Annotated in this window: 28 protein-coding genes, 2 tRNA genes and 1 pseudogene; 14 read left to right on the forward strand and 17 right to left on the reverse strand. The window is 59.8% G+C overall.

Annotated elements, in window-relative coordinates:
- Window positions 1-21: 21 nt before the first annotated feature.
- Window positions 22-1,284 carry an RNA polymerase sigma factor gene (locus PY308_RS06690; RefSeq protein WP_275789447.1) on the forward strand — a complete coding sequence of 421 codons (1,263 nt, stop codon included), beginning with the start codon at window positions 22-24 and terminating at the stop codon, window positions 1,282-1,284.
- 8 nt (window positions 1,285-1,292) lie between these two features.
- On the opposite strand, the gene PY308_RS06695 is transcribed toward PY308_RS06690, so the two are convergent.
- On the reverse strand, window positions 1,293-1,547 hold the full coding sequence (locus PY308_RS06695; RefSeq protein ID WP_275789449.1) for a hypothetical protein: 255 nt from the start codon (window positions 1,545-1,547) through the stop codon (window positions 1,293-1,295).
- 38 nt (window positions 1,548-1,585) lie between these two features.
- On the reverse strand, window positions 1,586-1,993 hold the full coding sequence (locus tag PY308_RS06700) for a hypothetical protein (protein WP_275789451.1): 408 nt from the start codon (window positions 1,991-1,993) through the stop codon (window positions 1,586-1,588).
- A gap of 295 nt (window positions 1,994-2,288) precedes the next feature.
- On the opposite strand from PY308_RS06700, the gene PY308_RS06705 reads away from it, so the two are divergent.
- Window positions 2,289-3,197 (forward strand): DUF1499 domain-containing protein, encoded by a 909-nt coding sequence (locus PY308_RS06705; protein ID WP_275789453.1) that lies wholly within the window; start codon window positions 2,289-2,291, stop codon window positions 3,195-3,197.
- Here PY308_RS06705 and PY308_RS06710 read toward each other — a convergent pair whose 3' ends face one another.
- From PY308_RS06710 to PY308_RS06725, 4 genes are read right to left on the reverse strand one after another with little or no spacing between them, the layout of a single operon-like run.
- Window positions 3,198-4,895, reverse strand: coding sequence for a saccharopine dehydrogenase family protein (locus PY308_RS06710; protein ID WP_275789455.1), 1,698 nt, complete (start codon window positions 4,893-4,895; stop codon window positions 3,198-3,200).
- Window positions 4,892-5,347, reverse strand: coding sequence for a thiol-disulfide oxidoreductase DCC family protein (locus tag PY308_RS06715; RefSeq protein ID WP_275789457.1), 456 nt, complete (start codon window positions 5,345-5,347; stop codon window positions 4,892-4,894). Before PY308_RS06715 ends, PY308_RS06710 begins: the two co-directional genes overlap by 4 nt.
- Complete coding sequence (locus tag PY308_RS06720; RefSeq protein ID WP_275789459.1) at window positions 5,344-6,285, reverse strand: MBL fold metallo-hydrolase; 942 nt, start codon at window positions 6,283-6,285, stop codon at window positions 5,344-5,346. The genes PY308_RS06715 and PY308_RS06720 overlap by 4 nt, the downstream gene beginning before the upstream one ends.
- Before the next feature lie 11 nt (window positions 6,286-6,296).
- The gene (locus PY308_RS06725) at window positions 6,297-6,593 is read right to left on the reverse strand and encodes a cupin domain-containing protein (protein ID WP_275789461.1); all 297 of its coding nucleotides are present in this window, start codon (window positions 6,591-6,593) and stop codon (window positions 6,297-6,299) included.
- A 202-nt stretch (window positions 6,594-6,795) separates the two neighbouring features.
- On the opposite strand from PY308_RS06725, the gene PY308_RS06730 reads away from it, so the two are divergent.
- Window positions 6,796-6,869, forward strand: a tRNA-Gln gene (locus PY308_RS06730).
- 108 nt (window positions 6,870-6,977) lie between these two features.
- Here PY308_RS06730 and PY308_RS06735 read toward each other — a convergent pair.
- A complete protein-coding gene (locus PY308_RS06735; protein WP_275789463.1) occupies window positions 6,978-7,625 on the reverse strand; it encodes a hypothetical protein in 648 nt (215 codons plus the stop codon).
- 571 nt (window positions 7,626-8,196) lie between these two features.
- Here PY308_RS06735 and PY308_RS06740 point away from each other — a divergent pair.
- Both PY308_RS06740 and PY308_RS06745 read left to right on the forward strand, forming a co-directional pair.
- Window positions 8,197-8,463 (forward strand): helix-turn-helix domain-containing protein, encoded by a 267-nt coding sequence (locus PY308_RS06740; protein WP_275791043.1) that lies wholly within the window; start codon window positions 8,197-8,199, stop codon window positions 8,461-8,463.
- A gap of 11 nt (window positions 8,464-8,474) precedes the next feature.
- Window positions 8,475-9,719 carry a type II toxin-antitoxin system HipA family toxin gene (locus tag PY308_RS06745; RefSeq protein ID WP_275789465.1) on the forward strand — a complete coding sequence of 415 codons (1,245 nt, stop codon included), beginning with the start codon at window positions 8,475-8,477 and terminating at the stop codon, window positions 9,717-9,719.
- A gap of 440 nt (window positions 9,720-10,159) precedes the next feature.
- Here PY308_RS06745 and PY308_RS06750 read toward each other — a convergent pair whose 3' ends face one another.
- Window positions 10,160-10,639: a hypothetical protein gene (locus PY308_RS06750; protein WP_275789467.1), complete on the reverse strand. Its 480-nt coding sequence runs from the start codon at window positions 10,637-10,639 to the stop codon at window positions 10,160-10,162.
- A 482-nt stretch (window positions 10,640-11,121) separates the two neighbouring features.
- On the opposite strand from PY308_RS06750, the gene PY308_RS06755 reads away from it, so the two are divergent.
- On the forward strand, window positions 11,122-11,871 hold the full coding sequence (locus PY308_RS06755; RefSeq protein ID WP_275789469.1) for a hypothetical protein: 750 nt from the start codon (window positions 11,122-11,124) through the stop codon (window positions 11,869-11,871).
- A pseudogene (locus tag PY308_RS22895) lies at window positions 11,846-12,664 on the forward strand (ATP-binding protein); the annotation flags it as partial. The gene PY308_RS06755 and the pseudogene PY308_RS22895, both read left to right, overlap by 26 nt.
- 151 nt (window positions 12,665-12,815) lie before the next feature.
- On the opposite strand, the gene PY308_RS06765 reads toward PY308_RS22895, so the two are convergent.
- The gene (locus PY308_RS06765) at window positions 12,816-13,145 is read right to left on the reverse strand and encodes a hypothetical protein (protein WP_275791244.1); all 330 of its coding nucleotides are present in this window, start codon (window positions 13,143-13,145) and stop codon (window positions 12,816-12,818) included.
- Window positions 13,146-13,148: 3 nt separating this feature from the next.
- Here PY308_RS06765 and PY308_RS06770 point away from each other — a divergent pair, with 3 nt between their 5' ends.
- Entirely contained in the window at window positions 13,149-13,646 is a 498-nt protein-coding gene (locus PY308_RS06770) for an ATP-dependent metallopeptidase FtsH/Yme1/Tma family protein (RefSeq protein ID WP_275791044.1), read from the forward strand.
- A gap of 261 nt (window positions 13,647-13,907) precedes the next feature.
- Window positions 13,908-14,429: a hypothetical protein gene (locus PY308_RS06775; protein WP_275785405.1), complete on the forward strand. Its 522-nt coding sequence runs from the start codon at window positions 13,908-13,910 to the stop codon at window positions 14,427-14,429.
- A 367-nt stretch (window positions 14,430-14,796) separates the two neighbouring features.
- On the opposite strand, the gene PY308_RS06780 is transcribed toward PY308_RS06775, so the two are convergent.
- From PY308_RS06780 to PY308_RS06795, 4 genes are read right to left on the reverse strand one after another with little or no spacing between them, the layout of a single operon-like run.
- A complete protein-coding gene (locus tag PY308_RS06780) occupies window positions 14,797-15,285 on the reverse strand; it encodes a hypothetical protein (RefSeq protein ID WP_275785403.1) in 489 nt (162 codons plus the stop codon).
- Between the two features lie 27 nt (window positions 15,286-15,312).
- Window positions 15,313-15,720: a hypothetical protein gene (locus tag PY308_RS06785; protein WP_275785402.1), complete on the reverse strand. Its 408-nt coding sequence runs from the start codon at window positions 15,718-15,720 to the stop codon at window positions 15,313-15,315.
- On the reverse strand, window positions 15,720-16,406 hold the full coding sequence (locus PY308_RS06790; RefSeq protein ID WP_275785400.1) for an AAA family ATPase: 687 nt from the start codon (window positions 16,404-16,406) through the stop codon (window positions 15,720-15,722). Before PY308_RS06790 ends, PY308_RS06785 begins: the two co-directional genes overlap by 1 nt.
- The gene (locus tag PY308_RS06795; protein WP_275785398.1) at window positions 16,376-16,900 is read right to left on the reverse strand and encodes a hypothetical protein; all 525 of its coding nucleotides are present in this window, start codon (window positions 16,898-16,900) and stop codon (window positions 16,376-16,378) included. Before PY308_RS06795 ends, PY308_RS06790 begins: the two co-directional genes overlap by 31 nt.
- A gap of 185 nt (window positions 16,901-17,085) precedes the next feature.
- Between PY308_RS06795 and PY308_RS06800 the strand changes: the two genes are divergently transcribed.
- A complete protein-coding gene (locus PY308_RS06800; RefSeq protein ID WP_275785396.1) occupies window positions 17,086-17,991 on the forward strand; it encodes a hypothetical protein in 906 nt (301 codons plus the stop codon).
- Here the strand turns inward: PY308_RS06800 and PY308_RS06805 are convergent.
- Window positions 17,951-19,011 (reverse strand): IS630 family transposase gene (locus PY308_RS06805; protein WP_275782665.1). Its coding sequence is split into 2 segments (ribosomal slippage): window positions 17,951-18,519 and window positions 18,519-19,011, totalling 1,062 coding nucleotides; the frame shifts between segments, so codons are not numbered across the junction. The genes PY308_RS06800 and PY308_RS06805 overlap by 41 nt on opposite strands.
- A 391-nt stretch (window positions 19,012-19,402) precedes the next feature.
- Entirely contained in the window at window positions 19,403-19,813 is a 411-nt protein-coding gene (locus PY308_RS06810; RefSeq protein ID WP_275789471.1) for a hypothetical protein, read from the reverse strand.
- 331 nt (window positions 19,814-20,144) lie between these two features.
- Here PY308_RS06810 and PY308_RS06815 point away from each other — a divergent pair.
- The 4 genes from PY308_RS06815 (at window position 20,145) to PY308_RS06830 (ending at window position 21,616) form a co-directional block, all read left to right on the forward strand.
- A tRNA-Pro gene (locus PY308_RS06815) sits at window positions 20,145-20,221 on the forward strand.
- 197 nt (window positions 20,222-20,418) lie between these two features.
- Window positions 20,419-20,652 (forward strand): hypothetical protein, encoded by a 234-nt coding sequence (locus PY308_RS06820; RefSeq protein ID WP_275789473.1) that lies wholly within the window; start codon window positions 20,419-20,421, stop codon window positions 20,650-20,652.
- 129 nt (window positions 20,653-20,781) lie between these two features.
- Window positions 20,782-21,261 carry a DUF2938 domain-containing protein gene (locus PY308_RS06825; RefSeq protein ID WP_275789475.1) on the forward strand — a complete coding sequence of 160 codons (480 nt, stop codon included), beginning with the start codon at window positions 20,782-20,784 and terminating at the stop codon, window positions 21,259-21,261.
- Window positions 21,262-21,346: 85 nt separating this feature from the next.
- Window positions 21,347-21,616, forward strand: coding sequence for a hypothetical protein (locus PY308_RS06830; protein ID WP_275789477.1), 270 nt, complete (start codon window positions 21,347-21,349; stop codon window positions 21,614-21,616).
- A gap of 228 nt (window positions 21,617-21,844) precedes the next feature.
- On the opposite strand, the gene cysN is transcribed toward PY308_RS06830, so the two are convergent.
- Together cysN and cysD are read right to left on the reverse strand one after the other, a co-directional pair.
- Window positions 21,845-23,380 (reverse strand): sulfate adenylyltransferase subunit CysN, encoded by a 1,536-nt coding sequence (gene cysN, locus PY308_RS06835; protein ID WP_275789478.1) that lies wholly within the window; start codon window positions 23,378-23,380, stop codon window positions 21,845-21,847.
- Complete coding sequence (gene cysD / locus PY308_RS06840) at window positions 23,380-24,333, reverse strand: sulfate adenylyltransferase subunit CysD (protein WP_275789479.1); 954 nt, start codon at window positions 24,331-24,333, stop codon at window positions 23,380-23,382. The genes cysN and cysD overlap by 1 nt, the downstream gene beginning before the upstream one ends.

Genomic DNA, 24,333 nt, shown 5'->3' on the forward strand with positions numbered 1-24,333 from the left:
CTGGCCTTCTAGCCTTGCGGCATGACGGTAACCGAAATCCACAGGGCGATAGAGACCGTGTTCCGCATGGAGCGGGCTCGGCTGATTGCCGGTCTCGCCCGCATGATGCGCGACATCGATGCGGCCGAGGAACTGGCACAGGAAGCCTTTGTGATCGCCCTTTCCGAATGGCAAAAGACCGGCATTCCCCGCAATCCCGGTGCCTGGCTGATGACGGCTGCCAAGCGCCGGGCCCTCGACAGTCTGCGCCGCAGAAAGATGATGGCGCTGAAACATGCGGAAATCGGTCACACCATCAAGGAGGGCGACGAGACGGCCGTCGATGCAATCGAGGCGGCGATGGACGACGATGTCGGCGACGAACTGCTAAGCCTGATTTTCACCGCCTGCCATCCGGTCTTGTCTCCACAGCAGCGGACGGCGCTGACGCTGCGGCTGATCGGTGGATTGACCACCTCCGAGATCGCCCGGGCGTTTCTCTCGAACGAGCCGGCGATTGCGCAACGTATCGTGCGGGCCAAGAAAATGCTTGGCGCAGCCGGTCTCAGCTATGAGGTGCCACGGGGGGACGAAAGGACAGCACGCCTCGCCTCGGTGCTCGAAGTCGTCTATCTCATCTTCAACGAAGGCTATGCCGCGACGATGGGTGAGGATCTGGTCCGCCCCGCACTCTGTGCCGAGGCCCAGCGCCTCGGGCGCATCCTTGCCGGTCTGATGCCGGATGAGCCGGAAGTTCACGGCTTGCTGGCGCTCATGGAAATCCAGGCCTCCCGGCTTTCCGCCCGAGCAGGGCCACAGGGAGAATTTGTCCCCCTGACGCAGCAGGACCGCGCCCGATGGGACCGATTGCTGATCCGCCGCGGTCTTGCCGCGCTGCAACGCGCCGAAGCATTGGGGGGAGAGAATGGCGCCTATGCGCTGCAGGCAGCACTGGCCGCCTGCCATGCAAGGGCGCGCCGGTCGCAGGATACGGACTGGCCACGCATTGCCGCGTTGTACGACAGGCTCGCGGAGGTCATGCCGTCGCCAGTGGTCGGCCTCAACCGCGCCGTCGCGCACAGCATGGCTTTCGGTCCCGAGACGGGTCTCGCCTGTCTGGATGGCATCGCGCAGGCTGAGATCCTCAGCCAGTACGCACCGCTTCCGGCGGCCAGAGGGGATTTCCTCTTCCGCGCTGGCCGGCTTGACGAAGCCAGGGTCGCGTTTGAACGTGCGGCAGAACTCACCCGCAATGACCGGGAACGGGAATTCCTGCTGGCCCGCGCTTTGGCCTGCCGCAATTAAATTCGTTTTCAACGCCTCAGCGTATTCGGCCGGTTCCATCCCCATAGCATCGTGTCGTTGCCGTAGCGGAAAGCGCGGGATTCAGCCCGGCGGTCGAGTTCCATGCGTTGCAGGCAGGTTGCAAGCGCATCCGTATTGCGGCGGAAGCCATAGGAGAGGCAGGTTTTTTCGTCGACCGAGCGGCGTTCTTCCGGCGTCATCGTCTGGCAGCCGGCAAGCAGGGCGCCCAGCACGGTGAGAATCAGAATTTTACGGAATTGCATGATCAAACCTCGTGACATCCAGCAAGGTTCGATCCCTATCAGATGCGTTGCAGCACATCCACAAAGGCTTCGGCAAAATTCTTTAGGTCAACTGTCGCCTCGTCCGGCTGTTCGACGCGGATGGTCGAACCGTCATTGCCAAGACAGGCAAAGATCGTCGCCATCGCCGCCGCGCTGCTCTGCGGGATGCGCAGCACGGCGATGCGGTCGCTATCGGCGATCAGGCCGGAGGCAGGGAGTTCGAAGAGCAGAACGCCTTCGATTGCCGACGCGGCCCTGCGGACATGATCGGCAAAGCCAGCGGGATCCCCGGAAAAACCGTCGAGCGACAGTTCGAGTTCCATGAGATCCATGGTCAGATCAAGATTGTCCGCTGGATTTGCATCGGCCAGCGGCTGCGACGCGTGGACGGGAATGGCTGACTGAGGGGCATCGGATGACAACATGGGTCGCTCCCTTTCAGACCGCCGCTGTTCGATGTTCCGGCAGTCTTGGAAATGATGACTATCAGACCGGTTCCGCGCCCCGGAACCGGAACACACATGGTCCCCGTTTTAAAACGTTGATTAACGAGAATGGCGAATTTGCGGCAAAGCGCGCCTGGACGGCCCGGATTGCCGCAGCTGGCGGCATTTCCTCCGGGATATCGGGCTTTTGACAGGGAAACCGCTTCCCTCCTTTTGCGATGATGCTCTAAACAGAGGACTATTGCCGCAGCCGGCTAGGGGTTGATTCCGCCATATGACGATCAAGTACGAGCGCCCGATTTCCATTGCCGCCCGCTGGGCGCGATGGATTGCCCGCTTTGCCTTCGGTCTCTTTCTGGCGACGCTTCTTGCCCATCGCTTCGGGCCCTTGACCACGCCGAATTTCATCGCGCTCGCCATTTTCTCCGCAGCGCTGTCCGGCATCGCGGTGGTGCTGGCCGTCGTCGGCTTCGTCAGGCTCTGGCAGGTGGCCGCGGTCGGCGGCATCGCGTCTTTCGTTGCCCTTCTCTACGCCGCCGTTCCGCTGGGCTTTGCCGTGTACACGACGAGCCAGTATATCGACAAGCCGGCGATCTACGATGTCAGCACCGATACCGTAACGCCGCCACCGTGGATCAGCGAGCCGGATGCGGACCAGGGCTGGCTCACGCGTCCTGCGATTGTGACGCCGCAGGACCGCGAAGCACAGATCATCGCCTATCCCGGCCTGACCGGGCGGCGGTATGACGGTGCGCTCGACCGCGTCTTCCAGGGGGTGAAAAACGTTGCCGAAAAGACCGGCATAGCGGTTACCGGTGAACTGGGCGCCGAGAACGCGCAGGCCGATCTGGAGGACATGGCGGTGAAGCCCGCGGATCCCGCCAATGCCGATAGCGAGCCGAACGACGTGCCGATCCCGTTGTCGCGGCCGGAACCGGTGCGGGGCGAGATGACGCCCGGGCGTCGGTCTTCCGACATCCTGCTGCAGGGCGAGCGCCGCACGCTGATTTTGGGCTTGCGTTTCGATGTTCTGATCCGGCTTCGGGAGGAGGCCGAGACGACCTTCGTGGACATGCGGGTCGCCTCCCGCTACGGCGCCCACGATCTTGGCCGCAGCGCCCGTTTTGCCGACCAGTTCCTGCATGCGCTCGATGCCGAATTGCTCGGTATTGCCGGTGATTGATCAGGAAAGCCAGCCGTTGTAGCGCACGATCAAGCCGGTCAAAGGGCTCCCGATCTCGACATGAAACCGAAACACGCCGTCACGTTCTTCCTCGAAAGTGTCGCCGCCCGGCGCCAGAGACAGGGGCAGCGGAAGGCCGAGAAAACGCCACCCGCGGATCACCAGCCGCAACCGGCGCTTCTCGGGAACGAGCGCGATCAACACCCGGAACGGCCCGAAATCCTCGGCAAGCAGCCCTTCGTCTCGTCCGGTCGCTGCCGATTGCACGCTGCGGAAGGCTCTCTCGCCGAAACGGCGTGTCCACGTCTCGCGGCCTTCGGCGCAGGTAAAGCAAACGCTGACCGGAACGTCGGCCTTCGCCGCCGGAAACCGGAAAATGGCGGCGGTCAGCCGCGACAAAAGCCCCGTTCCACGCTCCACCCGCGCCCGGCCCCGGACAGTGCGGGTTTCGCCGCTGTCATGCATCGCCGCCACGGCTGCGGGCAGCGTATTCCAGCTGCTTGCAAGGACGCGGCGGTAGAGCGGCCTGGCTTGCTCTGCGGCACTGTCCTCGCGGATGCCGGAAAGAATGGCAAATCGTTCGAAAAGCGGTTCGAAATCGGCGAGCCTCAATTCTCCGGCGGCCGGCCGTGCGCCGGCTGCGGGCGCATGTCCCGCCAGCATCCCGCGGATGATGGCTTCCGCCGCCATGGCCGGAATGAAAGGGCCATCCTCTCCCTCGGCGATCAGATGCCAGGATCGCCTGAGCTCTGCGCCCGTCATGCCTGCACCCGAAACCGTCACGACCATGCCGCCCCGATGTTCGCCGAAGGCGAAAAGCCGCGAGACGCGGTGAAACAGGGGAGCAAGCGGAACCAGGGACGGAACAATGGCAAGCCGCGGCAGCCATGCGAGGAGACCGAGAAGCCGTTGCAGGATCTGCGGCTCGGTGCCGGCACCGGTGAAGACGGACTGCAATCCGGGCAGGCGCTCCGGCAGCAGCGCGAGATCGGGGGCATCGGCGAGCACGAAGCGTCGCCGGCGGAGCGGCACGCAGCCGGGCGGCGCGATCGTCATCCCCATTCCGTCCATCAGGCCGTAGCCGGTCGCGGGCCTGCCGTCCCGCAGAATCTTGATCGGCCTGCCGGCATAGCTTGTCACGGCGCGCACGACATTGAGACCCATCCGCGCCTTGGGCGAGGGGGCAATGCCGGCGGCGATACCGTCTATCCTCGAAAAGCCGGGCGCAAGCGCCTCCAGCGCGGCGAAGGAGAGGGCCGGAAAGCTGCTGCAGCCCGACAAGGTGAAGACGCCGCTCTCCTTTGCATCCGTATCGAGTGCTGCAATCCCGGTGACGAAAGCGGTGGCATCGGCCAGATCGAGATAGTGGATTTTTAGCGCGATGCAGGCGCGCGCCAGCCGGTAGGGATCCGGACCCGTCATCTGGAAGGGTCCGGACGCATCGACAACGAGATCGGGCTTCAGCACCTCCAGCCTCGCCCCTATGTTGTCCCCCGTCCAGTCGAATGCGAGTCCCGTCGCTTTCGCCTTGCCTCCAAGCGAGGCCGCGAAAGCTTCGGCCTTTTCGCGCGAACGCCCGGCAATCAGCAATGCCACACGTGTCTCGTCGCTCAGCAGCCGCGCCAGCCGCCCGCCAAACGTGCCGTAGCCGCCGACAATCAGAAGCGTCAGAGGGGGCGTGCCACGGGCCGGGTTCATGCGATGAACCGGCTGCGATGCTCCGGTTGCGGCACGAAACAGGCATCGCGCCGGCCGGCAATGCGGTACCGGTTTTTCGCCACCAGGTCGTAGAGCGGATCGCGCAGCGGCGGCGGGATGATCTTCAGGACACCGGCGAGGTTATAGGGAAAGCCGAGCCTTGCCGCCATGCGCAGCGTGCCGTCGAATTTCTGGTGCGCCAAACCGTCTTCGATCAGAAGATTGGTCTCGTAATTGCGGCTGTCGAGCCCGTAATGTCTGTAGAGCGCTTCGCCGAGCGGCGATTGGGCGGTGATGAAGCGAAAGCGGCCCTGCCGGTCATGCCGCAGCACGAAATTCACCCAGCCCGAACAGAAGATGCATTCGCCGTCGAAGACGATGATCGGGTGGTCGTCGGCGAAGGCGGGCACGGCCGGGTCGCTGCGATAGCTGTAAGCCGAATTGCCGGTCACGGCTCGGCCCCCGGTGCGAGGCGAAACAACCCTGTCAGCGCCGGCGGCCCGTCGGTCTCGACATCGCCGCGTTCGACAAGGTCTTCCAGATGCGCCAGCACGGAAAGGGCCGCCGCGCCATGCAGCCGCACATCTGTCGTGGCGTAAATTGCCGCCACCATGTCGGGGATCGCCCGGTCGCCGGCGCGCAGCCGCTCCAGAATGGCCCGCTCGCGCATGCGCCGATGCGTTCGCAGCCCGCGCAGGAAGGCCGCCGGTTGCCGGACAGGCCCGCCGTGACCGGGCAGATAAAGCCTGTCGTCGCGCGCCAGCAGTTTTTCGAGAGACGCCATGTAATCGGTCATCGACCCGTCCGGCGGCGCGACGATCGAGGTCGCCCAGGCCATGACATGATCGGCGGAAAAAACGATGCCGGTCTCATCGCCGCGGCCGGCCCCACCCAGCGCGAAGGCGGCATGGTTTGCCGTGTGCCCGGGCGTCAGGATCGCTGTCAGCGACCAGCCGTCGCCCTCGATCCGGTCACCGTCATCGAGGACCATGTCCGGCGTAAAGTCCATGTCGGAGCTTTCGGCGAAGGGATTGACCTCGCCCTCGTGCAACAGCCGCGCCGCCCGGTGCGGGCCTTCGGCGACAATCAACGCCCCGGTCGCTTCCTTCAGCCGGCGCGCCAGCGGCGAGTGATCGCGATGCGTGTGGCTGACGGCGATATGGGTGACCTCGCGCCCACTAAGCGCCGTCATCAGCGCCTGGAAATGCGCCTCGTCCTCCGGCCCCGGATCAATCACCGCCACCGAACGCCCGCCGACGATGTAGCTGTTGGTGCCATGAAAGGTGAAGGGGCTGGGGTTGTTGACGGTGATCCGCTCGACACCGTCCGCCACCGGGACGGCCTCGCCATACGCCGGCTTGAAATCGAGATCGAAATCGAGGTCTGCCATGCGCCGTCTCTTCACTTGTACTCGATTTCGATGAAGGACATGAAGTCGCTTCCGGCGTTGACGACATTGTGCTCGACCCCGGCCTCGCGCCGGTAGGCGGCACCCTTGCCGATATCCACCCGTCGTTCGCCGCCCGGCTCCTCCAGTAGAAAACGGCAGTCGGTCATCGGCACAACGACATAACCCATGCCATGCACATGATGCCCGGTATCCGCCCCCGGCTCGAAATCCCAGCGCGTGATCCGTACCATGTCGTCGTCGAGCAGAAGCGTGGATTTGGCAGGCGGGCGGGCGCGAAAAATGCTCATGAACGTCTCCGGATTTGAAGGCGAGACTAGAGGGCGGGCAATGGAATGCCAAGCCGTATCCGCAGAGGGCAGGGCATCCCGTCCACAGCCATGCCGCATTTGCAAAAATCCGTGCGAACCCCAACTTAAAGATTGTCGCATCCGCGCGGCTTTGCTAAACCGGCTTTCGATTTGGCCCGGCAATTCTCCGCGCGCCAGATGTTGGGGCGTAGCCAAGCGGTAAGGCACTGGTTTTTGGTACCGGCACCCCTGGTTCGAATCCAGGCGCCCCAGCCATACAGTTTAAGTTATTGTTTTTAAATGAAAAACGGTTTTTGAGAAAACGCTAACCGGAACACTTTTCCGGGTCATGCTTCCGTATCAGTTAGACAGCTAGCCTCAATCTCACATCTCGTAGCGGTCCACTGCCTTAGATGCACCCTTTAATTCTTGCCGGGCAAGATTGATCAAAGCTTCCCACGATTCGGAAAGTGCGGATGCCTTTCGATCAAGTGCGGCAATTTTTGACATAACCTGTTTGTAGATCTCATCTTCAACCCATCGTTCACCAGACGGTTTCCAAGTCGATCTTCCGCGACCGTCAGAGGTATAGAGTCCATAAAACTCGCGATAGAAGGCGCGGGCATCGTTGCAAAAAGCGTCGTAGGCTGCCTGAATGTTCTTGTTGTGAAATGGAAATATATCGTTCTCGTGCAGAGATATTATCTTTAATATACCATCATAGTCATCTTCATCCATATAGGTCTGAATTGCTTTATTTTTTATAATATAATATTGATTTTTGTCCATTATACTAATTAGTGAATTTATCTTATCAACGTCGTCCAGTAATACATAGTCGTTTGATTTGCTGTTATTAGACGCGTCGGCAAGCTCTATGCTCACCCAGGTCATGAGTGACGCAACGAAAAGAATTAGCGCGGCAAAATTGAATTTCGCAAAATCCACTGGCCATTGAACCCATATCAAAGACCCAATCACCGTAAGGACCGCGCCGACGCGGGCTATCCTGCTTGGGAATTCCGGCACCATTTTTAAAAACTCGCTTGTTTAGATAGTTGCTATGGCAGTAGCAGACTCGGCGTGCTTGTTCAGATTGTATTCAGTAATGTAGAGTTTGTATTGGTATGAGGGGGGTGAAGTGACAGATGAAGCTGCCAATCTTTCGACAGTGATTGGAACAGTTATTGCTGTTCTACTGTTCGTGGGCGGACTCTGGAGCTACCTCCGGCGCGGTCCTAAGCTATCAATTGAGATTATTCCTCCCAGTCAAAACAGGAAGAATAGAACGCTGACAGACCGGACAATCACAGTCTCGGTCTCAAATCACGGCAACGAGCCCGCCCTCATCTCGAAACTTCGACTGCGAGCACTCAAGCCGCGAAATATGGTTCGTCGGGATGTGACAAATGAGGCGTTGTTTGACGATACAACGCCATGGACGCCGTCCTTTAAACTAATGCCCGGTGATGCGAAGACGCTGTGGTAGGCTTACCGATCGGGATGGCCGGTTGCATATGGACGTATTTCTTCCTTATCGGTAAGTTTTGATGGCTTTCACGCTTTTCTTCCTGTACGGTAAGGCTGAATACGGAGAATGCTCATGATCCATTCAGCCGCACAATTCGGCGCATTAATTCGCGAGCACAGAAAAAAGCAGGGATGGACACAGACCGAGCTGGCGGAACGGTGTGGGACCGGTGAACGCTTCATCGTCGATCTGGAGAATGGCAAGCCTAGCTGCCAACTCCAGAAATCCCTCATCGCGGCCCGGACGGTTGGGATTGATCTCGGTGACCTGAAAACCGCAGCGCAGCCTGTTATTCCGGAAGCGGATGACGCTCTCGGGCATCTGCCCCGTTTCTCCTGATCAGGCTCGTCATGACCACCATCTTCTACGAGAGCTTGCCTGTTGCCAATCTCCTCGACCGCGATGGAATTTCGCTAGCCTATGAACCGAGCTGGGAGCAACGCACGTCAGCCTTCCCGATCTCGCTAACCATGCCTTTGCGATCCGGCAGCTATGGCGCCGATCGGGTCATGCCGTGGCTTGCCAATCTTCTTCCGGAAACGCATCTCTCCGAGATCGGCCAGCGCTTGAAAATTTCACCGCAGGATATTGTCGGTCTGCTGACGCGCCTTGGCCGCGACACCGCCGGAGCGTTTTCGATCGGGGAACCGCGCCGAGACGGAAATAATTTCCGCGTCGTGCCAGACGAGGCGGCGCTCGAGCGCATTCTGAACGAACTGCCTGAACGGCCCTTTCTGGTTGGCGAACAGGGCGTGTCGATGTCGCTCGCGGGCGTTCAAGACAAGCTACCCGTTTACATCGGTGACGACGGCAAGATCGCTATTCCCGTCGATGGCACACCATCCACCCATATCCTGAAACCCGACATCAAGCGTCTGGCCGGCAGTGTCCAGAATGAAGCTTTCTGCATGACCCTCGCCAAGCTCTGCGGGCTGGAGACGGCCGAGGTGACGACCGGACGAGCGGGCAAGCGAGACTACCTGCTGGTCAAACGCTACGATCGCATCGCCGACGGGGAGGGGACGATCCGCCGCATCCATCAGGAAGATTTCTGCCAGCTGCTGGGCCTGTTCCCGTCGGAGAAATATGAGCGGACCGGACTTGGCCAAAGAGGCGGCGCAACGCTCACGCAGATGTTTGAGGCGCTGGCGCGTTACGTGTCTCCCGCCGAACGACTGAGGCTGCTCGATGCCGTCATTTTCAACATCCTGATCTGCAACTCCGACTCGCATGCCAAGAACTACTCGGTTCTCGTCGGTGCAGCCGGAACAGCCAAACTCGCGCCGCTCTATGACCTGATGTGTGCGGCGGTCTACAAGCAGGTTGACCAGTCGCTTCCGCAGCAGATCGGGGCGAAGCGGAACGCCAACGAACTATATGGGAAGGATTGGCGGCAATTCGCATCGGCCGTTGGGCTGAGCCCCGCTCTCATGACAAGACGAGTCCAGGAGCTTTCAGGCAGGGTCGTCTCAAACCTCGATCAGGGGTTGGAGCAGGCAAGGCGTTATCCGTCTTTCCACCAAGAGTTCGGGGCGAGCCTCCTGCTCGCTATACGCAAGAGGTGCCAGCGGATGGAAAGACAGGTCGGCGGCTAGTCGGTTCTCGCCCTGCTCCAGAACTTTGATACGAGACTGACGAACTGGTGAAGACTTTGTCGGTATCGGCCGCCTCGAGTGTGTGCTCCGCCTTGATGGCTCCGAAAAGTTCTTGCCGGGGTGCGTTTGGATAGAAGTCAGAGGTTTCAGGCAACGTTGCGAAAGAGTGGCCCTCAAACTGCGATCAAGGCAGGTTTTTCCCAATGATCGAGGAAACGAGTTTGAGACGCGATGCCCGGGCTGAATAAGGTCCTTGCTTATACAAATCATCCTGACGTGGAAAAGGTACTCGCGGCCATCGAAACGGGCGAGCAACTCACCGTCGCACAAGTCAAGGCAATAATAGGTGCGACGCCGGCGAAGAAGGCGACTTCCTCCAACGACGTTCTGAACGCCGGTGGGACGGCAGGTCTCCGCAAGGTCGCGGAGATGAAGTACGCTCAGGATGTTGCGCGGTTTGATGCGCTCATGTCCAGAATCCTAAAGGAGGTGGAGACGGCTCTTGAGCCGTTGGCGCGGGGCCGGGCTGTCATCAAGGTGATCTTCAGGGAGCCGTAGTTTACCGTTGCCGCCATGCGCATGACCTCGTCAATGCTATCGCGGCCCCGCTGAAGGAAGGGCAAGGTGCCGGCTTGAATCTGCGGCTTGCTCATTTGCCAAAGGAGACCGCTTGGGGGCGGGTCCAAGCATTGCTCTGGCGGATGGGAAGCGTCGAAAGCTAGCCAAACCGTCCGGACTTCGTTCCGTGGCTTCAGCACGAAGTCGTACCGCTCCTTCGCTTCGCGGCCCATGGTGAGGCGCTCGACAGCGACGATGATGCAGAGCTCGAGGTCGCCGTAGAACCAGCCACCGATGAAACCCCGTACGCTGTAGGCCTCATGGCTATCGAGCAGCGTGCGGCATAACAGCTGACGGTCCATATCGTACTCAAAGGTCCCGCCACCGTGCCGGACTTTTTACGTTTGGGCCTCCGGTCCGACGCGTCTCTCGTTAACCATGCCGGAGTTCTCAGTTCTGGATGCGTTCTTGTCGGCTTGCCGGACCTCAATCTCCGGGCTATGTCGACAGGGTCAGCAGAAACGCCTGGTTCCGCAGACACTTAGCGGCCCCCGGTGGTGGTGGAACACCCAACGGAGGCCTGACCGGTAACCTTCTTCTGAAAGGCCACTGGCTATGTCGACCCTTAACTGCTTCGCTTCCGTATCGGAAGCATCTTCTCCCGTCTCTCCTGTTGAAACTCATCCGTTCCCGGTCGTTCCGCTGCGCGTCGGTCGCACGTCGTAACCGGACGTCGGATCGCCGCGGCTGGCATCGAATGCGGAAATTGTTTCCGCATGCGCGGACATTTGTCCGCGGATTTGCCGCGTCTGGCGATCCTGTTTCCCATCAACAGGAGAATTTCATGACCACTATGAAACACAATACGACGCCTGCTTACTCAACCGTCGCAGATGTCGAGGCCCTTCAGTCCCGTTTGGATGCGCTGATCGACGAGATTGTGGGACCGACACTTTCCGCTGACCTGCTTCGTGGTGCGCGTGTCGCCGGCATGACGGAGATTGCCACCACCCTTCGCGCCGTGCCGGTCGCAGAAGGACGGCTACTGGAACGCGGCATCGCCCTGATCGCTACCCTGAACGGCGACCTCGTGGTTCTAACCGGCAACCTGCGCCTGCCTGTCACCAAGGCTGCAACTGAGCTGGTCGAGATGAACGACCCGAAACACTACCGTTCGCTGAGCCTTGATGCGGACAGCGGCGGTCGCAAGACGTACACGCCGGACCTCTTGATCCTGAACCGCAGGACCGAGGTTGCGCATCTGGTCGACGTGAAGCGAAGCCTCGGCTCCTACGAAATCTCACGGATCGCCGAGCTGAAAAACCGTATGCTGGCGGCGGCGCTCGTCGTTCCGGACCTGCTCTATAAAGAGTATCTTCGGCTTCAGACGAAGGAGGTTTGGGTCGTCATCCTGAACGCCGAGAACCAGCGCAGTGATCTCGAGGGCGGTGTGTGGCCGCTGTCTGACGGCCGACATCGTCTTCGAATGTGGCGGACTGGACGATACCCTGCTCGCCGAACTGCTGCATCTCACCCTCGGGATCGCTCCGACGCGGTCGCTGAAACGCATGGAAGCCTTGGCACTCGACCTTGAGGGCCTTTCCATCGACGATCTGACGTTGTCGATCCGGCCGTCGCACGATCTGGAGACAATTCTGACCACGCTTGCCGCGCTCGGTGACCGGGCGCGAAACCGCGACGAGGATGATAGAGACGAGGACAGCGTTGGTCGTCACGGTCGCAGCGGCAGGGAGAGCAAGCTGAAAAGCAGGAATGCTGCCTTCAAAGATGCGGGCAAAGCGTCCTCCTCTCTCGAGGGCGTGGACATCATTCGACCACTTGAGCCGCCTGCTGAAAAGATGCGCACCAGTACAGATGTCGATGGAATGGCTATGAGCGGACCGTCGGTCGATAGCAACCTGCACCAATTGCGGATCGAAACATTGTCCGGCTACGGTGAAGCCCGGCAATGGGCACTTGATCTGAAGGACGATCTCCAGGTCTGGCGCAAGGGCGGTCTTGGCTGGAGCGAGATGAATACAAAGCTCCTGCTCTCGGGGCCACCGGGAACCGGCAAGACAACCTATGCCCGAGCGCTGTGCAACACGCTGCAAGTGCCGCTGCTCGTCACCTCGGTTGCGGCATGGCTGGAGCCTGGATATCTCGGCGATGTGTTGAAGCGGATGACGCAGGCTTTTGAAGCAGCGCGCGCGCATGCGCCGTCGATTCTCTTCATCGACGAGATCGACAATATCGGCAGCCGCAGCGGAGGTCGGCGCGAGCAACACGACGACTATTGGCGCTCCCTCATCAACCGGTTGCTCGAACTGCTCGATGGTGCCTGAAAGACCGACGGCGTGATCGTCGTGGCGGCGACAAATTTGCCGGATCGGATCGATCCCGCCCTGCTTCGGTCGGGCCGGCTGGAAAAGCATGTCGCGATCCCGATGCCTGATACCGAGACGCTGAGCGGCATCCTCGCCCATCATCTTGCCGCCGATCTCGCTAGTGTTCTGTCGTCAGCGCCGCGCCGAAAATTCATTCGTCACCTGCGTCCACCGACGGCGAAGGACCAAGTTCCGCAGCAGCACCGGAAAACAGTTGGCGCCCGAAATCCGACCACGGAAAGGGCGCGCCACAATGACCGATATCCAGCACCAACCACATGATGTCCTCCGACCGCTGGCACTGCTGGCGACAGGTCGAACAGGCGCCGACATCGAACGTGTTGTCCGCGAGGTCCGGCGTAAGGTGCGGCGCGAACAGCGCGTCCTGACCTGGGGTGATCTTGAGCAGGCTCTGCTGGCCGGCCAGATGCGCATGTCCGATGACCTGCGTTGGCGCACAGCGGTCCACGAGGCGGGGCATGCCATGGCATTCACGCTCACGGGCATCGCCGAAGTCGCCACGGCGACGATCGGCATCGACGGTATCGGCCAGGTCGCGAGCCGCCAGAACAGTCATCTGCAGCAGACCGAGGCCTGGCTCCAGCACTTTATCCTATGCATGCTCGCCGGTCGCACCGCCGAGCTCCTGGTGTTCGGGGAACCAGTCGCGGGCGCTGGCGGTGGCGACGACAGCGATCTGGCGCGGTCCACGAACCATGCCTTGGCGGCCGAGACACGCCTTGGCTTCTCCAAGCATCAGCCTCTCGTTTACCACAGCGAGAGCGGGAGCGTCAGCGAGTTGAACCTGGACCGGCATCTCACAGAGCGGGTAAACGCGCGGCTGCTCTCAGCAGAGCATGGAGCGCGCGACATGCTGGAGGCGCGGCGCGACGATCTGCTGGCCATCGCCACCCGTCTCAACGAGGTCAGGGTCATGACCGGCGATGATGTTCGGCAGATGCTGGCCATCCATGACGGGTGAGGGGCGGCGGGAGTCCGATCGGCGTGATCCAGAAAATCGATTCCTGTTTGCGCCCGTGCGATTCCGATCTCTCGCAAATCGATTCCGACTACAAAATTATCGATTCCGAGTTCTAAAACTGCGGTGCTTAAAGGCGGCTAGGTGCTGGACGGTCAAAGCAACGTGCGTCGTTTCACGTCTTATTAGATCGACATGACCTGTCGGCACCTCATGCCGACGTCATCCGAATTGTCACGATGCGTATTAAGGTGCCTGCACATCATGACGCATCATCTCAATTTACCCTGCCGCGATTCCGATCTCCACATCCGCGTTGCCAAGCTCCGGATTTGCGATTCTGCGGCAAACGCCGTTTGCGGGCAACACACTACTGGACAGCAGCTTCGGGATTATTTTTGGCAACCGGTGTTTGTCGCTTGCATAGCCGACGGTCAGGCTAAGGCTCCACCAACAGGGAGTTATGTTATGCCCAGAGAAACCAAGCAACAGAGGAATGCCAAGCAAATGATCCGCCAGCAGAGAGTGCGCGAAAAAGCCAGGCTGCGCCGTCGACCAGACAGAGATGATCTGGCGAGGGTGCTGCTCTGGAGAATGATTGAGGTTGCCCGCAAAAAAGATGACTCTTACCAAGCGCTCGGTAAAGTTCGGGACGTCATCGTCGAACTGCTTGAACGCCAAGGGTTCAATGTCTTTGAAAGCGAAGATGTCTTCCATGAGTTGGCCGATAGCTATGCGGATGGACTGTTTCCGTTTCGTCCAAAGCGCCATCTGGAAGCAAACTAGCTGGCCCTCAACTAAACCCCTTCTGCAAACGCCGTACGGTACTAATGGTCGTCTTCCCCCCATTACTTCGCATCACGGCGTTTGCAAAAGAATCGAGAAACCCCGGGTTCTAACATTGGCCAGCTCTCGTATTGCGGTAGCGAATCTATTCTTACGGGGCACCGATTTGACTACAGGGACACTACCGGATGGACACGCCCTCCTCAACCGATTGAATATCTGGGCGACGTGCATCCTGCCCGCAGTCAAGCAGGCGGGGATCGGATATGTTGAAGCGACGATTTCTCCCTTTCGGGCAGAGGACAACGATTATGCAATGCGCCCCGGTCGCCAACAGGGCATAGAGACCTGCAGTTGCTTTCGTTTCTCAAACTCGGCGAACACTACCGTCGGACCGGACTTCTATAACCGGCGACACAAGCTCAAAATCAGTCGCATCCTTAGCAAAAGCATTCAGCCTTGTCTGCGACAGCGCTGTGCTCATCAGATGCATGTCTGTTGTTTGATGCCCGCCTTCGGCCGAAAATCCTGCGTCAATTCCGACACCGCCTCGCTCGGTCAGCAGGTATCTTGCGTGGAAGTCGGCCCCACCGTTCTTCTGCCTCCAGCAAAAAATTGTAACGGCTAAACCTGCTGGTATCACCCCATCGAAAAGCGCGACCGCATCTCTCTCAAGTTCCAAAGTGGTAGGTTTGCTATTGTGGTAACGGAAGTGGATTTCGCAGGCTGCGCCCGGGTTATCCGCCTTAACGCATGCAAGACAAGCTCTGAGCGTACTTTTGTAGCGCGCGTTGTAGGGGTCGAAAAATGGATCGACGAAAAGGATACGGGCACTGGCGCGAAGAAACCAATTCAAAGCGGCGGCAATGGGCTCAGCCTCTCGTCACACAGGACTGTCTTGTTTAACCGCAATGAGGACGTCCTGTTCATCGATTTCATCGACAGTAGCCACTTGAGGATGAGCCGTCGGGTTGTTGTCAGCAATGATAGCATGGAAGGGCACTGCCACGTGTTGGGCGATAGCATTTTGTAACCAGCTGCCAAGTGCAGGATCATAGGGTCTACCCGAGCGGACAACTTTCGATTGCTTTGCTTCTTTCAACGCGATCTCAAGGCGCGCCCGCTCAATAGGCTTCATTTGTGCAGCCGAGTTATACACCTCCCGTTCCCACTTCTTCGGGAATCGAGAAATCAGCCGCCCACGATCAAAACCGAATTTTTCGATCAGGTAACGGAAGTTTTGCCAACTTGAGCCAATTGCCTGAGGCTCCACTGCATATTCGAAAAGCATCAGAAGAGTTCCTCCGCGCGCTCTTCAAAGAAGCCCCTCGGCCAGCGGTCGATGAAATCTCCCTCGTGGTCAACGCGAAGTGGCCGGAAACGGACGCCCTCATCGGTGCTCTCGACATAGATCACAGCAAGATCATCCGGCGAGAGGCCTATCATGCCGGGCGGTACTTCATTCTCGCTTGCTTCGCGGATGCGACGCAGGAGTCGCAGCATGATATGCTCGCTATGAGTTTCCACGAGCAGCGTCTTGCCAGGGCCAAAAATGCTGTCGCTTTTCTGAACTGCCTGGATGAACAGATCGCCCAAGCCGACCTGAATGGCCGGGTGAACATGCAATTCCGGCTGCTCGATCGCAAGAATGCCCTGTTGGTTTCGAAGGCAACCGACGATCACCGGGATCATTTGCGATATGCCGACACCGACATCGCTCGGTGCGACGATGATGCCCTTTTCGAAATCGCGCAGGGCGATTTCGGAACGTCCGCTCAGCGTCGCGTATAGGTCTTGCAACTCTGCAAGGTCGTCTTCGGAAAGTCTGGCCTCAAATAGCTGGTGGAACCGACTGGGAACCGGAACTTCTTTGAACTGGAACTTCTCAAGCCGATACGCAGTCTTCAGCCGCTCTTCGCCTCCAAGCCACGCATTGACCTCTTCAATCAGCTTGCCGGAAGGGTCAGTATAGAGCAAGTCCCAAGCTGCAAGGCCTTGCGCCAGCGCGATTCATCTGGTGAGAGGCGCGGGCGATACTGCCGGCTCGGAATTTCACGTAGCGGACCGATATAAGTCATTGCGCTGAGATAGTCGCGGACGATGCGGATCGGCCCAAGCACAAGTTCGTCCAGCAAAGCGCTCAAGCCAGCCCTGCGGCGACGCTCAAGTTCGTACTCATTGACCGCAGCGCGCTCCCGTTCCTCAGTCAGTCGAAGGATCGCTGCGCCGGCCATATCGCGCTGACGAATAAGGCTCTGATCAATCTCAACCAGATCAAGGCCGAGCGGGCGATCCAAGTTCGGCAGCGCGCCGAGGACCGTCTCCACGGCGATCCGGAACTCGACAGTCTCGTTTTCGGTCGCGTCTGCGGAGGTTTCACGAGAGAGTTCCCATATCTCATTGCCGATTGGCGTCGAGAATGGATCGTTTAAGTAGCCTTCTTCTACATCCTCATCCAGTTCATCGAACACTTCCTCAACGAACTCAGCGTCGTCCTCCGGGATGGTTTGTCAATGAGTTTGTGGTGCTGCCAATTTGCGGGCTGAGTATTGCCTATGGTAATGGGCGCTATATGATTGCCCTCATGGCGTGCAGCGGCCATATACACACCGTCCATACGCGTTGATAGCGGCAACCGTTCGACAGAGTGTGCAGGATGGCATTTATCTCACCGGCCCGGCTCGGGGTCGCCTTTCTTGGACTGGCCGGATTGACCTGTTTTTCCGCGCTGCATCCGTCCTACGCTCCGCTCTATAAATCCCTGCAACAAAACTATCGTGCCAGCCAAGGGCAAGCCGATTGGCAAATCGGGGAGCGCGAAGAAGCCAAGCGGCAGGACGCCGAACGTCTAGCACGCGAACAGGAAGCGGAGCGTCAAAAGGCGTCGGTTCTTGACGCCGGGCGCGCGGAGAAGAACAGACAAAGAGTGCGTGCCAACGAACTGGCAGGGTTGATCGTGACCACCAGCGAGAGGATCAACGCGCCGTTTCTGGAGTCGAAACCGGAGGTGCAAAAGCAGCAAATCGCACTCAGCGGTTTGTTCACCCAAGCGCCGGGCGCAACCGTCGTTGGTGACAGTGGCTGGACCATGGCCGATGTCATGGCAAAAAAGCCTTGTTCCGATATCCAGAATTCCTTGAAAACGGTGTTTCAGACAGACGGTTATATCCGCTATCTGCATTTCCTGTGCCTATACGGGTACTGGCAGGATCAGGGGAGCGACGATGAAAAGCTGTTCTCCTATATGTGGATCGAAGCAAACCCCACAGGTGCTGAGATTCGCCGTCGTTACCATGTGACCCTGAGCTACGTTCTCTATCACTTGACAGAAATGTGGGAGCGCCGGTTGCTCGACCGCAATGGAGCGTACTACGGGCGCTCACCGGGGAAACTCGACATCGCCAACTACGACCAGCTTTTCCGCACCCGGTTGCCGGGCAAAATGGCAAAATCGCTCGTGGGATGGCTTGAAAAACCGCAGATCGAGTTCATCCGCGACAAGTTATACCAACCGTCACTGATTAGAACCCTTGCGCCCATTTGCGTCGGCCGATTGACATGATCTTCCATGGTCGTTGCTGGAGGGTTCTCCAAGCGTAGCAGCAGTGGTCGACGATATCCTCGTAGGATTTGAAGACTCGGTTTGAGAGCCAGTTGTCCCTCATGAACTGCCAGATGTTTTCGACCGGGTTCAACTCGGGCGATTTGGGCGGCAGTGGCAGGATGGTGATGTTTTCTGGAACGACGAGATTGTTGGACATGTGCCATCCGGCCTGATCCATGATGAGGACGGCGTGTGCATGAACGGCGACGTTGCGGGATATCTCGATCAGGTGCTGGTTCATGGCATGGGTGTCGCACCACGGCATGACGAGAGCGGCGGCCTTGCCGTGCTTGGGACAGATGGCACCGAAGATATAGGCCGATCGGGTTCGCTGGTCGTGCGGCGCGGACGGCCTTGAGCCCCGCTTGGCCCAACGACGCGTGATCTTGTTCTTCTGGCCTATCCGGGCTTCGTCCTGGAACCAGATTTCGATTACTTTGCCCTTGGCGGGACCTGCGGCGATTTCTGCCACAGCGGCGGGGAAGTTTTTTTAAATGCCTCGGCCGCCTCGGCATCCTGCGCATGATGTCTTGGGCGAGCCGAGAGCTTGCGATAGCCCATGGCACGCACTTCGCGGCCCAGGGTCTCCTCGCTCACCGAGATGCGGAACTCTTCCCAAATCCATTGCGCCAGATCACACAGACGCCAGCGAACGACTCCATCCAGATACGGGGTCGGTCCGCGCTCTATGGCTTGCGCCAAAGCCGTTCGCTGTTCATCGTTCAGGAGAGAAGGTTTGCCCGGGGCCTTGCCGTTGATAAGGCCGGCGGGACCGCGTTCATTGAAGCGCACCACCCAGTCGCGCACGATCTGAACCGTCACACTGCCAAGCCGGGCGGCATCGGCGCGTGAGCCGCCATCATAGATCGATGCAAGTGCCAGAAGCCGCCGTGCCTGATCGGCATCGCGTGTCTGCCGAGCCAGAAGCCGCAACCTGGCTCCGTCGAAGTCCGATCGCAAAGAAATCGCTGAACCCATCACAAACCTCCAGTTTGCATCACAGATTCAGATTCGTTGGCTGCTGGGAATCCCCTTCAGAGTCATGCTCACTGACGGTTGGTATTACACGAATATAAGGTGATCAGGATTTATTAACCTTCTCAATGGTTTGAAAAAGAGCGGATTTCTTAGCTGGGTATCCAGGCGCCCCAGCCACACAAAGCAAACTTTCTTGTCCTGGTCCTGCGTCGTCCGTTGCGCGAGGTCTCTTTCCAAGCAGAACCAGCCTTCGCTGTACAGGCTGATCTTCGTTGCGGCGCAGCATTGACGACTTTGTTTCCGCTTAGACACAGGCAGGTTGACGCGCTTCAGAACGTCTTTAAACCCGCCGATCCCGTCGGCGGGCCGCATCCATCATCCCTCTAAACCCTCAGCCCGCCTTGGCGCCGCCCAGAAATTCCTCGCACCAGCTGGAGCCGCCTGACGCCTTACGGTCGCCGATGATGCGGATCGAGCGGATGACGTAGTCGGAGGAGACCGTCAGCTGGACGGAGCAGCTCAGGGATTCGGTGCGGGCATTGGCGATCTTCTTGCCCTTTTTGCCGTCCTTGCCTTCTGCATATTGTGCGGGAATGCTGCGCTTCTTGTAGCCGCCCTTCCAGGCATAGACCGTCGTTTCGCCGCTTGCGACGTCGGACTGCGGCGGGCCGAACTGGGCGAAGAAGGTGCCGGCCGGCTGGCCGTTCCAGCGGGATTCGACAGCGTTGCGCGCCGGCCCCACTGTGGTGCATCCGGCAAGCGCCAGCGCAAGGCCGGCTACGGTCGTCAGGCGGAAATTCATGCGTCGGATCCCTTTGGCGTTCGTTCTGAAACAAGTGCAACTCAAGGCGGGAGGCGTCGCGGCCGCCTGAGGTTTCGAACCAGCCTCTAGCGCCAAAGCGCACGAAAGAAAATCGGCACAGGACCTTATAGGCGCATCGGCGCAGATAAAATTTCAAGCGTTGCCGAAAGGTCCCATCATCGGCGTCTCGATACCCCGCTCATGCCGAAATTCCAGCGGCCGGCTGACCTGTCGTTCCAGCTTTCGTCCATGTTTTCAGGCGCTTTCGCAGATTCTCCATTTTGCTGCTTGTGGAAAGGACATTGCTGTTCTATAGAGGCGCCGCTGGTCACGGAGTGTAGCGCAGCCTGGTAGCGCACGTCGTTCGGGACGACGGGGTCGGAGGTTCGAATCCTCTCACTCCGACCAGCTTGATCCCGAAATTCTGTTTTGCCGGCTTTCATGGAAGCCAATGGTATGTTCGGTCGGGTGTCGCACAGTTGCCACGCGGCTCGGCAAATATCGGATACCGCCTGTCCGCTGCAAAAGCCGTTTGCGCTCGCGTGTTTCTCCGGTCTATCATTCCCTTTTAGCCCGCCCGGCCGGGCGGCGGTTGGGATGGCGGGATGGGGACACTTCATTTCAGGGCGGCGCACCTTATCCCTGCGGATATTGAGGCCTGCGCCAACACGCTTGCCGAACATGTGGCGGGCGTGCATCTGGAGACGGGCGAGTACAGCGTCATGACGATCACGATCGAAGACATCGTTCTCGACGGCTATCCGGCCGGCGATTATGAGGTCATCGTGCGCCAGAAGCGGCCGCCCGATTTTCTTGAACTCGACGTCGAAGAAGGATAGGCCCGGCGCCTTGCCCTAAACCGAGACGAGGCGGCTGCCGCTGTTTTCCGTCGACTGCGGCGCTCGCTCTTCTTCCACGCACATCGTATCGCCCATGGCTTTGCGCCGGCAAACAGGATTGTCCTTCATATGTTCGATATTCTCTGGCGCGGCATGGCAATCGGTATCGGCGGTACGGTTCTGATGGATGTCTGGGCCATGCTGCTGTCCCTTTTGCCCGGCCAGAACCGGCCGAACTGGGCGCCGGTCGGGCGCTGGTTCTGGCACCTGAAAACCGGCACCGTGTTTCACGATAACATTGCCGACGCCGAGCCCTATGCGCAGGAACTGGCGCTCGGCTGGATCGGCCATTATGCCGTCGGTATTCTCTACGGGATCCTGCTGGCGGCCATCGCCGGTCCGGACTGGCTTGCCGCTCCGACCTTCCTGCCCGCATGGATACTCGGTATCGTCACGGTTGGTGCCGGCTGGTTCCTGCTGCAGCCGGGGCTTGGAATCGGCTGGGCCGCGTCGAAATTGCCGAACGCCAACACGGTGCGCCTGCTCAACCTCGTCGCCCATACCATCTTTGCGGCCGGCATGTACTGGACCGCGCTTCTCATCCGCTGAGAAGGGCTGCGGCGAGATCGGGTCGCTTGCCGCGCGTGTCCAACCTGCTATGGCTTTCGCACGCAACGACGTTTGAGGACTAGCCTTGAAAAAGATAGACGACCTGCTTGCCTCCGCCCGCAGCATCCACGACCGCTACAAAGCCGGCCGGATGGAGCGCGAGACCGTGCGCGAATGGGTGCTCGGCCTCGGCGAATATCCGCCGCCGTTTTATGATCCGATGCGCGAGGCCGCCCTCTGGTTCAAGCCCGTGCGAGACCTCACCGCCGAGGATCTGAAAGTCGCCGATCTGGAAAAGCTTGCGGCGATCGCCGATGCCGATAGATCGGGGGATAAGGCTCGTAGTGTAAGCTGACGATTATCACAGGGATCGGGGAGGCTTACCCCCTCTGTCGGCGACGCCGACATCTCCCCCACAAGGGGGGAGATCAGCCGCGAACGTTGTGTATTAAAGGGAAAAGAATGATCTCCCCCCTTGTGGGGGAGATGTCACGAAGTGACAGAGGGGGGAAGTTTCCGCAACCTCTGCGATCGCAGCGGTTACCCTGCAGAAGCCTCAGTCCCCGTCCGCGCTTCCGTCTCCTCACCCGTCAATCGCGTCGAAAATCTCGATGGCCTTGCCGGCCGGTACGCGTCGGATTTCGGCTTCCTCGCGGCGGGTTGCGAAGAGCTCGGTCGACATCAGCTGGTCGGCGAGGTCGGCCGGCAGCGAAAGGATGACTCGGGCGTCTTCGGTATGAATGCCGCCGAGCGAGGAGCGCTTGGCAGTGATCATGCCGCCGGCCACCGTGTTGTTGGTGTCGGGATCGATCAGGATGAAGGCGCCGGTGGTGCGGTTCTGCTCGTAAGGGTCGAATACGGCCTGCTCGTCGAAGGTCAGATGCACCTTGCCGATGGCGTTCATGGAGAGACCGTCGGTGTGGTGGTTCCACTTGCCGCTCTTCAGGTCGAGCAGGCTCGACGGCTGGACACTGACGCGCTGCCGGCGCGAGCCGCTTTTCAGCCAGTAGCGCTTGCCGGGCTGAATACCGTCCGATTGCAGCGCCACCAATTGCGCGTCGAAAGCGAGGCCGGTCTGCGGCTGGCTTTCGAGCGAGACGATCATGTCGCCGCGTGACACATCGACCTGGCGGTCGAGCACCAGCGTGATCGCGTCTCCGGCCACGGCTGCGTTGCGCACGAGATCGAAGGTAACGATCTTGGTGACGTTGGCGACCATGCCCGAAGGCAAGATGACGACCGAATCGCCCGGCTTCACCGAACCGCCGGCGACCGTGCCCTGATAACCGCGAAAACTTTCGCCGGGACGCGAGACGCGCTGCACCGGCAGACGGAAGCCGACGGTCTGAGCCGAGCGAACGGTCGCCAGTTCCAGCACTTCGACCAGCGTCTGGCCATCATACCATGGCATCGATGCCTTGCCGTCGTAAACGACGTTTTCGCCCTTCAGTGCCGACATCGGGATGGCGGTGATCTGGCGGACGCCGAGCGACAAAGCCAGTTCGCGGAATTCGTGGCTGATCTGGTCGAACCGGGCGCGGTCGTAGCCGACCAGATCGAACTTGTTCACGGCCAGAACGAACTGCTTGATACCCATCAGCGAGGCGATCGTCGCATGACGGCGAGTCTGCTCAAGCAGGCCGGTGCGTGCGTCGACAAGCAGAATGGCGAGATCGGCGGTAGACGCGCCGGTCGCCATGTTGCGGGTATATTGCTCGTGGCCGGGGGTGTCGGCGACGATGAAGGAGCGTTTGTCAGTGGCGAAATAGCGATAGGCGACATCGATGGTGATGCCCTGTTCGCGTTCGGCCTGCAGCCCGTCGAGCAGCAGCGCGAAATCGGGCAGGCCGAGATCGTTCTGCTTGCCGCTGTCGCGGCGCAAGGTTGCGGCCTGGTCTTCCTTGACGGCCTTGGTGTCCCAGAGCAGGCGGCCGATCAGCGTCGACTTGCCGTCATCGACACTGCCGCAGGTGATGAGGCGCAGCGGGCGCGTGTCACGCGGCACGCGCGCGGTCTCGACCGCTGGAAACGTGGTGACGCTGCCGGTCGTTGCTTCAGCTGCGGCTTGTACGCCAGTGTTCTGGGCGCCAGTGTTTTGTGCAATCGCGGAAACGGTCATCAAAAATATCCTTCACGCTTCTTTTTTTCCATCGAACCGGACTGGTCGCGGTCGATGGCGCGGCCCTGCCGTTCGGAAACCGTGGCGATTTCCAGTTCGGCAATGACCTCTTCCAGATTGGTGGCCTGCGAGGGAATGGCGCCGGTCAGCGGAAAATCGCCGAGCGTGCGAAAACGGATCGAACCGTGCTTGACGGTTTCGCCGGGCAGAAGCTCCAGACGCGGATCTTCCGCAAGGATCATCATGCCGTCGCGCTCCACATAAGGTCGCTCCTTGGCGTAGTAGAGCGGCACCAGCGGGATGTCTTCCACCTGGATGTAGCGCCAGATATCGACTTCGGTCCAGTTCGACAGCGGAAACGCCCGGACGCTCTCGCCCTTGCGGATCATGCCGTTATAGACGTTCCACAGTTCGGGGCGCTGGTTGCGCGGGTCCCAGCGATGGTCGGGCGTGCGGAAGGAATAGATGCGCTCCTTGGCGCGGCTCGCCTCCTCGTCGCGTCGCGCGCCGCCGAAAGCGGCGTCGAAGCCATGGGCATCCAGCGCCTGGCGAAGGCCTTCCGTCTTCATGATGTCGGTGAATAGCGCCGAGCCATGGGTAAAGGGCGTGACGTTTTCGGCGGCACCGCGCGGGTTGATATGCTCGATGAAGTCGAGGTCGTACTTCTTGACGATGTCGTTGCGGAACGCGATCATCTCGGAGAACTTCCAGCCGGTGTTCACATGCAGCAGCGGAAAGGGCACGCGGCCGGGATAAAAGGCCTTGCGCGCCAGATGCAGCAGGACAGAACTGTCCTTGCCGACGGAATAGAGCATAACCGGCTTTTCGAACTCTGCCGCCACTTCGCGGAAGATGTGGATCGCCTCGTTCTCAAGGGCCTTCAGATGCGGGTCGAGCGGTGTCTTTGTGGTCTGCGGATTGTGCAGTTCCGTTTCCGGAAGGGTGCTGGGCAT

Origin of the sequence: Pararhizobium gei, from assembly GCF_029223885.1 — a bacterium.
Taxonomy (GTDB): domain Bacteria; phylum Pseudomonadota; class Alphaproteobacteria; order Rhizobiales; family Rhizobiaceae; genus Pararhizobium; species Pararhizobium gei.

Bases quoted from the DNA above. Each gene is read 5' to 3' on its own strand.
- PY308_RS06820 (WP_275789473.1), top strand. From the start codon at position 20,419: ATGGGGACACTTCATTTCAGGGCGGCGCACCTTATCCCTGCGGATATT.
- PY308_RS06710 (WP_275789455.1), bottom strand. From the start codon at position 4,895: ATGAACCCGGCCCGTGGCACGCCCCCTCTGACGCTTCTGATTGTCGGC.
- PY308_RS06695 (WP_275789449.1), bottom strand. From the start codon at position 1,547: ATGCAATTCCGTAAAATTCTGATTCTCACCGTGCTGGGCGCCCTGCTT.
- cysN (WP_275789478.1), bottom strand. From the start codon at position 23,380: ATGACCGTTTCCGCGATTGCACAAAACACTGGCGCCCAGAACACTGGC.
- PY308_RS06745 (WP_275789465.1), top strand. From the start codon at position 8,475: ATGACCACCATCTTCTACGAGAGCTTGCCTGTTGCCAATCTCCTCGAC.
- PY308_RS06765 (WP_275791244.1), bottom strand. From the start codon at position 13,145: ATGCCCCGCCTCGTGGACCGCTGTGCGCCAACGCAGGTCATCGGACAT.
- PY308_RS06810 (WP_275789471.1), bottom strand. From the start codon at position 19,813: ATGAATTTCCGCCTGACGACCGTAGCCGGCCTTGCGCTGGCGCTTGCC.
- PY308_RS06755 (WP_275789469.1), top strand. From the start codon at position 11,122: ATGACCACTATGAAACACAATACGACGCCTGCTTACTCAACCGTCGCA.
- PY308_RS06700 (WP_275789451.1), bottom strand. From the start codon at position 1,993: ATGTTGTCATCCGATGCCCCTCAGTCAGCCATTCCCGTCCACGCGTCG.
- PY308_RS06800 (WP_275785396.1), top strand. From the start codon at position 17,086: ATGGCATTTATCTCACCGGCCCGGCTCGGGGTCGCCTTTCTTGGACTG.
- PY308_RS06720 (WP_275789459.1), bottom strand. From the start codon at position 6,285: ATGGCAGACCTCGATTTCGATCTCGATTTCAAGCCGGCGTATGGCGAG.
- PY308_RS06740 (WP_275791043.1), top strand. From the start codon at position 8,197: ATGATCCATTCAGCCGCACAATTCGGCGCATTAATTCGCGAGCACAGA.
- PY308_RS06770 (WP_275791044.1), top strand. From the start codon at position 13,149: ATGGCATTCACGCTCACGGGCATCGCCGAAGTCGCCACGGCGACGATC.
- PY308_RS06690 (WP_275789447.1), top strand. From the start codon at position 22: ATGACGGTAACCGAAATCCACAGGGCGATAGAGACCGTGTTCCGCATG.
- PY308_RS06785 (WP_275785402.1), bottom strand. From the start codon at position 15,720: ATGCTTTTCGAATATGCAGTGGAGCCTCAGGCAATTGGCTCAAGTTGG.
- PY308_RS06705 (WP_275789453.1), top strand. From the start codon at position 2,289: ATGACGATCAAGTACGAGCGCCCGATTTCCATTGCCGCCCGCTGGGCG.
- PY308_RS06750 (WP_275789467.1), bottom strand. From the start codon at position 10,639: ATGGACCGTCAGCTGTTATGCCGCACGCTGCTCGATAGCCATGAGGCC.
- PY308_RS06735 (WP_275789463.1), bottom strand. From the start codon at position 7,625: ATGGTGCCGGAATTCCCAAGCAGGATAGCCCGCGTCGGCGCGGTCCTT.
- PY308_RS06725 (WP_275789461.1), bottom strand. From the start codon at position 6,593: ATGAGCATTTTTCGCGCCCGCCCGCCTGCCAAATCCACGCTTCTGCTC.
- PY308_RS06825 (WP_275789475.1), top strand. From the start codon at position 20,782: ATGTTCGATATTCTCTGGCGCGGCATGGCAATCGGTATCGGCGGTACG.
- PY308_RS06775 (WP_275785405.1), top strand. From the start codon at position 13,908: ATGACGCATCATCTCAATTTACCCTGCCGCGATTCCGATCTCCACATC.
- cysD (WP_275789479.1), bottom strand. From the start codon at position 24,333: ATGCCCAGCACCCTTCCGGAAACGGAACTGCACAATCCGCAGACCACA.